The organism is Kutzneria sp. CA-103260, assembly GCF_018263855.1.
Lineage (GTDB): Bacteria > Actinomycetota > Actinomycetes > Mycobacteriales > Pseudonocardiaceae > Kutzneria.
The window spans coordinates 9,071,126-9,079,504 of the sequence record NZ_CP073318.1; the positions used below are offsets into that span (position 1 = coordinate 9,071,126).

General features: G+C 70.6%; 7 protein-coding genes. 3 read left to right on the forward strand and 4 right to left on the reverse strand.

Annotated elements, in window-relative coordinates; translation table 11 throughout:
- The first annotated feature begins 31 nt into the window (after nt 1-31).
- Nucleotides 32-460, forward strand: coding sequence for an alternative ribosome rescue aminoacyl-tRNA hydrolase ArfB (gene arfB / locus JJ691_RS40240; protein WP_211764717.1), 429 nt, complete (start codon nt 32-34; stop codon nt 458-460).
- Nucleotides 461-539: 79 nt separating this feature from the next.
- On the opposite strand, the gene JJ691_RS40245 is transcribed toward arfB, so the two are convergent.
- The 4 genes from JJ691_RS40245 to JJ691_RS40260 form a co-directional block, all read right to left on the reverse strand.
- Nucleotides 540-2,060, reverse strand: coding sequence for a hypothetical protein (locus tag JJ691_RS40245; RefSeq protein WP_211764718.1), 1,521 nt, complete (start codon nt 2,058-2,060; stop codon nt 540-542).
- Between the two features lie 23 nt (nt 2,061-2,083).
- Nucleotides 2,084-3,739, reverse strand: coding sequence for a plasmid pRiA4b ORF-3 family protein (locus tag JJ691_RS40250; protein ID WP_211764719.1), 1,656 nt, complete (start codon nt 3,737-3,739; stop codon nt 2,084-2,086).
- A gap of 120 nt (nt 3,740-3,859) precedes the next feature.
- Nucleotides 3,860-5,347 (reverse strand): CoA-acylating methylmalonate-semialdehyde dehydrogenase, encoded by a 1,488-nt coding sequence (locus JJ691_RS40255; RefSeq protein ID WP_211764720.1) that lies wholly within the window; start codon nt 5,345-5,347, stop codon nt 3,860-3,862.
- Nucleotides 5,344-6,348 carry a LacI family DNA-binding transcriptional regulator gene (locus JJ691_RS40260; protein ID WP_211764721.1) on the reverse strand — a complete coding sequence of 335 codons (1,005 nt, stop codon included), beginning with the start codon at nt 6,346-6,348 and terminating at the stop codon, nt 5,344-5,346. The genes JJ691_RS40255 and JJ691_RS40260 overlap by 4 nt, the downstream gene beginning before the upstream one ends.
- 126 nt (nt 6,349-6,474) lie before the next feature.
- On the opposite strand from JJ691_RS40260, the gene JJ691_RS40265 reads away from it, so the two are divergent.
- Both JJ691_RS40265 and JJ691_RS40270 read left to right on the forward strand, forming a co-directional pair.
- Nucleotides 6,475-7,479 carry a Gfo/Idh/MocA family protein gene (locus JJ691_RS40265; RefSeq protein WP_211764722.1) on the forward strand — a complete coding sequence of 335 codons (1,005 nt, stop codon included), beginning with the start codon at nt 6,475-6,477 and terminating at the stop codon, nt 7,477-7,479.
- A gap of 5 nt (nt 7,480-7,484) precedes the next feature.
- Nucleotides 7,485-8,378, forward strand: a complete 894-nt coding sequence (locus tag JJ691_RS40270; protein WP_442912800.1) for a TIM barrel protein — start codon at nt 7,485-7,487, stop codon at nt 8,376-8,378.
- Nucleotide 8,379 lies beyond the last annotated feature (1 nt).

Below are 8,379 nucleotides of genomic sequence, written 5' to 3' on the forward strand. Positions count from 1 at the left end.
CTCGGTGGACTCCCCACGTAATCTTGGGGCCATGGCCGACGAACTCCAGGTGACGCCGTCGCTGGTGATCGCCGGCGCGGAACTGCGCGAACGGTTCTCCCGGTCCTCCGGACCGGGAGGCCAGGGCGTGAACACGACCGACAGCCGGGTCGAGCTGTCCTTCGACCTCGCCCGCTCCCCGTCCATCCCCGAGCACCTACGCCCGCGCCTGCTGGCCCGGCTGGCCACCCGCCTGGTCGACGGCGTGCTCACCATCGCCGCCAGCGAGTACCGCTCGCAGCTGGCCAACCGCAACGCCGCCCGGGAACGCCTGGTGTCGATGCTGCGCACCGCCGCCGCCCCGCCGCCCGCGAAGCGCCGCCCCACCAAGCCTTCTCGCGGTGCCAAGGAACGCCGCCTGGAAGCCAAGCACCAGCGCAGCCAGGTCAAGCGGAACCGCCGAAGCGTCTCCGACGACTAACCGCGAGTCCCGCTGTCAGGCAACCGAATGTCGAGTTTCGAACCGGTGTTTCAGTTGCCCGAGAGCGGGACTCGCGGGGTTAGTTGACTCGGGGGTACTTGCCGTCCTTGGGCTGCACCCGCAGCACGTCGATTCGGGCCTCCACGGTGTCCAGCGCGCCGACGGCGTAACCGAAGCCGAGGCCCTCGACGCCGAGCTCGGCGACGATCACCTCCGACTCCGGGCCGATCAGCCCGCCCGACACGGTGACGAAGTCCCAGGCCGGGTCGGCTTCCAGATCGAACGCCTGCTGGATGACGTCGCTGAGCTCGTCCAGCGGCGTCGCCGACTCCACCTCGACCTGCTTCTCCTGGTCCCCCACCACGATCTTCAGCACGTGCGCCGTCTTGTCGACGTCCTCAGGCACCGGCAGCAGGTCGTCGTAGTCGGCCTCCAGAGCCTCTTCGATGTCCCGCAGCGCCACCAGCTCGTCGCTCTCGGCGCGGAACTCCACCAGTTCCTCGTCGTGGTAGGCCTCGGCGAACCGGTCCAGCAGCTCGGGCAGCCGCTCGTCCCACACCTCGCGCTGCTCCGGCGAGGCGGTGAAGCGCACCCAGGCGGTGATGATCTCCGGCAGCCGGGCCAGGTCCTCGTCGGAGATCTCGATGTTGGCCGGCACGCTCACGCTGAGCAGGTAGTCCAGCGAGGCCGGCCCGAGCTGGCGGACCCGGCGGCCGTTGGACGAAGCCGAGCTGGCCACCAGCACCGCCCAGGACCGGGCCAGCTCCACGTCGGCGAACTTGCCGGTGGCCAGGAACTCCGCCACCGACGGCTCGAAGTCCTCGATCTCCGGCAGGTCGTCGGACAGGCCCGCGACCCGGGCCTGCAGCAGCGCGAACTCCATCGCCGGGTTGGTGTCGTCGGACATCTCCACCAACTCGCCGTGCGCCTCCGGGCCGTCCACCAGGAACAGTCCCAGCGGGCCGTCGATGCGCTCCAGCGCCTGCACCGCCGTCAGCTTCACCGGCTTCGGCTTCGGGTCGATGTTCACGCCCAGTTCCCGGGCCAGCGACTGGGCGTCGGTCTCCGACCGCTCCACCACCGCGATCTGCACGATGTGCAACGCCGAGGCGTGGTCCACCAGCACGCCGATCACGATGTCCGGGTAGCCCAGCGTGATCAGCTCGATGTCGCCGAACAGGTCCGCCACCGACCAGGTGTCCACCAGCTCCGGCTGCTCCTGCCGGTACCAGTCCGGCGCCGGGACACCCGTCGCCGTCAGCTCCGTCGCCGCGTCGAGGAAGAACTCCCGCTCCTCGTCGTAGCCCACCGAGCCCAACGCCAGCAGCGCCGCCAGCGTCGCCGGGCTGCCCCGCTCCACCAGCGCCTCGACCAGCCGCTCCACCGAGCGGTCCATCGTCTCGTCCGGGTCGCCGTCCTGCCGCCACGCCGCCCGCCAGAACCCGCCGACCAGCCCCGCCGCCCACAGCTGCGCCTCGTACAGCGACTTCATGCCGAGCAGATCGTCCGCGGCGGCCACCGCCGCCTGGACCGGGGACTGCGGACGCGGGCGCTGCTGCCCCTTGCGCTTGGGCTTGCGGTTACGGCTGACCGGGCTCATGCGGCGAATCGTCGCATGCGAAGTCAGCGACCGGTGAGCCGGGCGTTGACGGCCGCGAGGTCGAACTTGCCCGGGCGGGGCGGATGGTCGTCGTCCCAGTCCGGATACTGCTCGGGGTCGCCGTGTGCGCCGCCGGTGCACCTCGGGTAGCTACCGCCCGCGGGCACGACGGCCTCCACGTCGATCCGGTGGGTCCAGTTGTCGCCGAAGTCGAACACGTAGCCCACCATGTCGCCCGCGTCGGCGACCTGGCCCAGGCTGGCCTGCCACGGATCGTGGTCGATGGGGCCGAAGTGGTACGCGTCGGTGGCGAACTTCCACAGGTGGTCGTCGTCCCAGCCGAAGAGACGCTGGATGACCTGGTGCAACTCGCCGAGGGTGATCGTCGAACGCACCTCGACCCGCCGCCACGCCCGCGGCGATCCGTTCACGAGCTTGATCTTGAGGCGGTGCGCGGAATCGGTGGCGGACGCGGGCAGTGGTGGCAGGTCGGCCACCGGCAGCGGCTCTCCGTCAACCGGCCCGAACGCCATGTCGTCGAGGGTGACGGTCCGGAACTGATGGTAGGACCGGAAGTCCGCCAACCGCTGGTCGGGTACGTCGTACGTGCGATAGGCGGTGGCGAATTCGTCAAGCAGTTCCGGCAGCTTGTCGTCCGAGTCGATGTGAACGAAGCGGGCCCAGGCGCGGACCACCTCGGCCAGTGGCGCGAGGTCCGCGTCGTCGAGCCGGTAGGTGGGCACCATACGGTCGAACAGCAGGGCTTCGGCGTACCGGACGCTGAAGCTGTCGTCGGCACGGCCGTTGGCCAACGCGTCGTCGGTGACGAACAACGCCCAACTGCGGGCCAGGTCCTTGTCGGGCACGTCGCCGGCGACGAAGAGCTCGACCAGGTCCGGCTCGTCGGCCGCGGGTGGCTCCTCCGGCAGCTCGTCGACCACCGCTTCCAACAGGGCGAGGCCCATGGTGGCGTTGTTGGCCTGTTCGCCCTCGATGAGCTCGGCGTGTGCCGTCGGTCCGTTGAGGAGCAACTGGGTGAGCGGCCCCACGATCCGTTCCCGCACCTGCGCAGCGCTCACGCGGACCGGTGTCGGATCGGGCCAGATGATCGAAGCCAGCTCCTTCGCGAAATCGGGTCCGTTGGTCTCGGCCGACGTCCCCACCCTGATCTCCGGGACGTTGACGATCCCAAGGTGGTCGACCACCGCGCCGACGAAGTGGTCCCGGTAGTCGAGGACGATCACCTCGAGGTCACCCGCCGAGTCGGTCACCGAGTACGCGCCGGCCAGACCCGCCGGCCGGTAGCCCGGGAACCACTCGGGCTCCGGCACGCCGGCGAGCGCGAGGTCCTCGGCCACGTGGTGGAAGTCCGCGCGCTGCTCCTCGTCGCCGACGAGGCTGAACGCGCGAGCGGCGGCCATCCCCGCGGTTCCGCCCACCCGCCCGAGTTCGTCCAGCAGCTCCGAGACGGCCGTGTGCATGACCTGCTCCGGCTCGTCCTGGCTCTCCCACGCCCGCCACCGGAGCAGGCCCAACACGCCCGATGCCCAGGTCCGCGCCTCGAGCAGCGAGGAAAGCTGCGCGGCATGCGTGAAGACCATGTCGAAGCCCGACGCCCGCCGGCGGCGTGGCTTCGTGTTCTTCTTCTTGGGCTTGCGGCTGCGGCTGACCGGGCTCATGCCACCACATCGTGGCAGGAGCCCGGGCAGCCTCCAACTCGATCAGCGCTGTGCCTCGACTGCCGTCGGCGGGCGGCACGTGCAGCCACGGCTCGTCGGCCGTCCACACGGGCAGGTCCATCAGCCGTGGGTGGGGAAGCCCAGGTCGATGCCGGACTGGCGGGGCCAGCGGGCGGTGACGGCCTTGGCCCGGGTGTAGAAGCGGACGCCCTCGGCCCCGTGCACGTGGGTGTCGCCGAACAGGGAGTCCTTCCAGCCGCCGAAGGAGTAGTAGGCCATCGGCACCGGGATGGGCACGTTGATGCCGACCATGCCGACGTGCACCCGCCGCTGGTACTCGCGGGCGGCCAGGCCGTCGCCGGTGTAGACGGCGGTGCCGTTGCCGTAGGGGTTGGCGTTGACCAGGCGGACGGCGTCCTCGAAGGTGTCGACGCGGACCACGGACAGGACCGGGCCGAAGATTTCGTCGCGGTAGATCGACATTTCCGGGGTGACGTGGTCGAACAGGGTGGGCGCGACCCAGAAGCCGTTCTCGAAGCCGGCGGGGGCGTGGCCGCGGCCGTCGACCACGAGCCGGGCGCCCTCGGTCACGCCGGCGTCCACATAGGACACGACGCGGTCCCGGTGCGCGCCGGTGACCAGCGGCCCCATCTGCGACGACGTGTCGTCGCCGGGGCCGGTGATCAGATCACGGGTACGCGCGGCGATGGCCTCGACCAGGCGGTCGGCGACGTCACCGACGGCGACGACCACGGAGATGGCCATGCACCGCTCGCCGGCGCTGCCGTAGCCGGCGGACACCGCGGCGTCGGCGGCCACGTCGATGTCGGCGTCGGGCAGCACGACCATGTGGTTCTTGGCCCCGCCCAAGGCCTGCACGCGCTTGCCGTTGGCGGTGGCGCGGGCGTAGACGTGCTTGGCGATCAGCGTGGAGCCGACGAAGGAAACACCGGAAACGTCGGGGTGGTCGAGCAGCGCGTTCACGGCGGTGGCGTCGCCCTGTACGACGTTCAGCACGCCGTCGGGCAGGCCGGCCTCACCGAACAGCTCGGCCAGCCGGACTGAAGCGGACGGGTCACGGTCGGAAGGCTTGAGCACAAAGGCGTTTCCGGCGGCGATGGCCACGGGGAACATCCACATCGGGACCATCACGGGAAAGTTGAACGGCGTGATGCCGGCGACCACGCCGAGCGGCTCACGCACCGAGTACGCGTCCACGCCCCGGGACACCTGCTCGGAGTGCTCGCCCTTGAGCAGATGCGGGATGCCGCAGGCGAATTCGACCACCTCCAGCCCGCGCTGCACCTCGCCAGCGGCGTCGGAGACCACCTTGCCGTGCTCGGCGCTGATGATCTCGGCCAGCTCCTGGATGTGCTCGTGCACGAGCTGCCGGAACGCGAACAGCACCCGGCTGCGGGTGGCCAGCGACGAGTCCGACCACGACTGCGCGGCCTTCACCGCCGACGACACAGCCAGGTCCACATCGGACTGACCGGCCAGCGCCACCTGGCGGGCCACCTCGCCGGTGCTGGGCCGGAAAACGTCACCGGTGCGGGTCGACGAGCCGGTGGTGCGGGCCCCGTCGATCCAGTGCGGTGTCACACTCACGTCGAAATCCTCCTGCTCGCGGTGGTCGCGCGGACCACAAGTGACGGGTGTAGCAGCTGGTGCACGGCATCGGTCCGCGTGCCGCGCACCCGGTCGATCAGGGCCTGCGCGGCCAGCCGGCCCATCTCATGTCGTGGTTGGTCCACAGTGGTCAGTGACACGTGCCGCAGCGCGGCCAGCGACGTGTTGTCGTAGCCCACCACGGAAACGTCCTGCGGCACGCGCAGCCCGGCATCCTCCAGGGCGGAGATCGCCCCGACGGCGTTGTAGTCGTTGGCGGCCACGATCGCGGTCGGCATCGGGCCGCCCTCGGCGATCAGGCCGCGCACGGCCCGGGCGCCGGCAGTGTCGGTGTACTCGCTGGGCACCACCAGGGGGTCCAGCCCGTGCCGCTGCATGGCGGCGACATATCCCTTGCGCCGCAAGGATGCCTGCGAACCGCCGCCGCCGTCCAGGTGCGCGATGTGCTGGTGCCCGAGCTCGACCAGGTGGTCCACGGCCAGCCCGGAGCCGACCTCGCCGTCGTCGTTGATAGTGTCCACAGTAGACAAACGTGAGGCGCGGGAGACCAGCACCAGCGGGGACTGCTCGGCCGCCTTGGCGATGGTGGAGGCCGGCACCACCGGGCCGAGCAGCGCGATGCCGGCCGGCCGGAACGACAGCAGGTTGTCCACGGCCCGGCGCTCCCGGGTCGGACTGCGACCGCCGGTGTTGATGATGAGGTCGAAGCCCTGCTCGGTGACGGCGGCGTCGAAGCCGTCCACCACCTCGGCGAAGAAGGCGTTGTTCAGGTCGGACACCATCGCCCCGAGCACCGTGGACGTGGCGCTGGCCAGCGACCGGGCCATCAGGTGCGGCGAGTAGCCGAGCTCCTCGGCCGCCCGCAGCACGGCGCTGCGCCGCTGCTCGCTGACCTTGGGCGAGCCGCGCATGACCAGCGAGACCAGCGCGCGCGACACCCCGGCCCGCGCGGCCACGTCCTCCATGGTCGGACGGCCCATCGCACCTCCCGGCTTGACCGATCCAAGGTCACAAGGGCGAAACCAGCCCTTGACATCGGTGTGACGCACCATACAGGGTTGGAGCGCTCCAACCAATAGAGCGCTCTAACGGAGGGGAACCCGCACATGCGCATCGGAGTTGCCGGCGTCGGGCGGATCGGCGCCATGCACGCCGCCAACCTCGCCTCCCTGGACCAGGTGGACGAGGTCGTCCTGTTCGATCCGGTGCCCGGCCGCGCCGAACAGGCCGCCGGCCAGCTGGGCGAGGGCGTCAGCCACGTCGACGATCTCGACGCGCTGCTCACCGCGGACGGCGTGCTGCTGGCCACCCCGACCGACACCCACCCGGAGATGCTGCGCCGCGCCGTCGGCGCGGGCGTCCCGGCGCTGTGCGAGAAGCCGATCGCCGGCGACCTGGCGACCATGCAGGCCCTGGTCGACGAGGTGGAATCGGCCGGCGCGACCGTGCTGGTCGGCTTCCAGCGCCGCTTCGACCCGGCCGTCGTCGAGTTGCACCGCCGGATGCGTGCGGGTGAAGTGGGCAAGGTGTACCTGGTCCGCGCCCTGGGCAACGACGCCCAACCGCCGGACTTCGGCTACCTGCCGGCCTCCGGCGGCATCTTCCGTGACCTTTTCGTGCACGACCTGGACGCTGTGCCGTGGCTGGTCGGCGAGCCGGTGGTCGAGGTCTACGCCTCCGGCTCGGTGCTGGTCGACCAGGCCTTCGCCGACGCCGACGACGTGGACAACGCGGTGATCACGCTGAAGTTCGCCGGTGGCGCGCACGCGCTGATCGCCGGCGGCCGGCACGACCCGCTGGGCTACGACCACCGCATCGAGGTCCTCGGCAGCCGTGACTCCCTCACCGTTGGTCTAGACCCTCGGACGCCGCTGACCTCGCTCGAACCGGATGGGCCTAAGGTCGGCATTGACGCCTACCCAGGCTTCCCGGAACGATTCCGCAACGCGTACCTCAACGAGATGGCGGTGTTCGTCGACGTGGTGGCCGGTCGTGCCGACAATCCCTCCCCGGTCAGGGACAGCCTGGTCAGCCTGCGGCTGGCCGAGGCGTGCGAGGCGTCGCGCCGCTCGGGCAACCCGGTCCGGCTGCTGTCGGAGGTGGGCGCGTGAGCGAGCTGAAGGTCGCCGGAGCGCCGATCTCCTGGGGTGTGTGCGAGGTTCCCGGCTGGGGCCGGATGCTGCCCCCGCAGACCGTGTTGTCGCAGATGAGCGAGCTGGGACTGACCGCGACCGAGCTTGGTCCGCCGGCCTACCTGCCCGAGGACCCCGATGTTCTGAAGAACACGCTGGCCGAGCACGAACTTACGCTGGTCGGCGGTTTCCTCGCCGTAGTCCTGCACGACGACGAGCGCACCGAGCAGACCCTGGCCGAGGCCGAGCACTCGGCCGAGGTGCTGGCCGCCGGCGGCGCCGAAGTCCTGGTGCTGGCCGCCGCCACCGGCCTGGACGGCTATGACGAACGTCCACAGTTGACAGACAAGCAGTGGGCGACCCTGATCTCCACCTGTGCCGCGATCCGGGATGTCGCTGCCCGGCACGGCCTGGCGACGGTGCTGCACCCGCACGTGGGCACGCACGTCGAACGCGGCCCCGAGGTCGAGCGCTTCCTGGCCGACTCGGATCTGCCGCTGTGCCTGGACACCGGGCACCTGCTGATCGGTGGCACGGACCCGGTCGAGCTGGCCAAGCGCCACGCCGCCAGGATCAGCCACGTGCACCTCAAGGATGTCCGCGCCGCGCTCGCCGACGAGGTTCGGTCGGGCCGGCTCGGGTACGCCGACGCGGTCTCGCAGGGCATGTATGTGCCGCTGGGCGACGGCGATGTGGAAGTCGGCGCGATCGTGCGCTTCCTCCACGAGGCGGGTTACGGCGGGTGGTACGTCCTGGAGCAGGACACCGCCCTTCCCGAGGATGGCACCGACGGGACAGTATCCATTTCTTCTGGAAAACCCCTGCGTGACACCGCTCGGAGCATCGCTTACCTCGACACGGTCGTCCGGGACCTGTAAC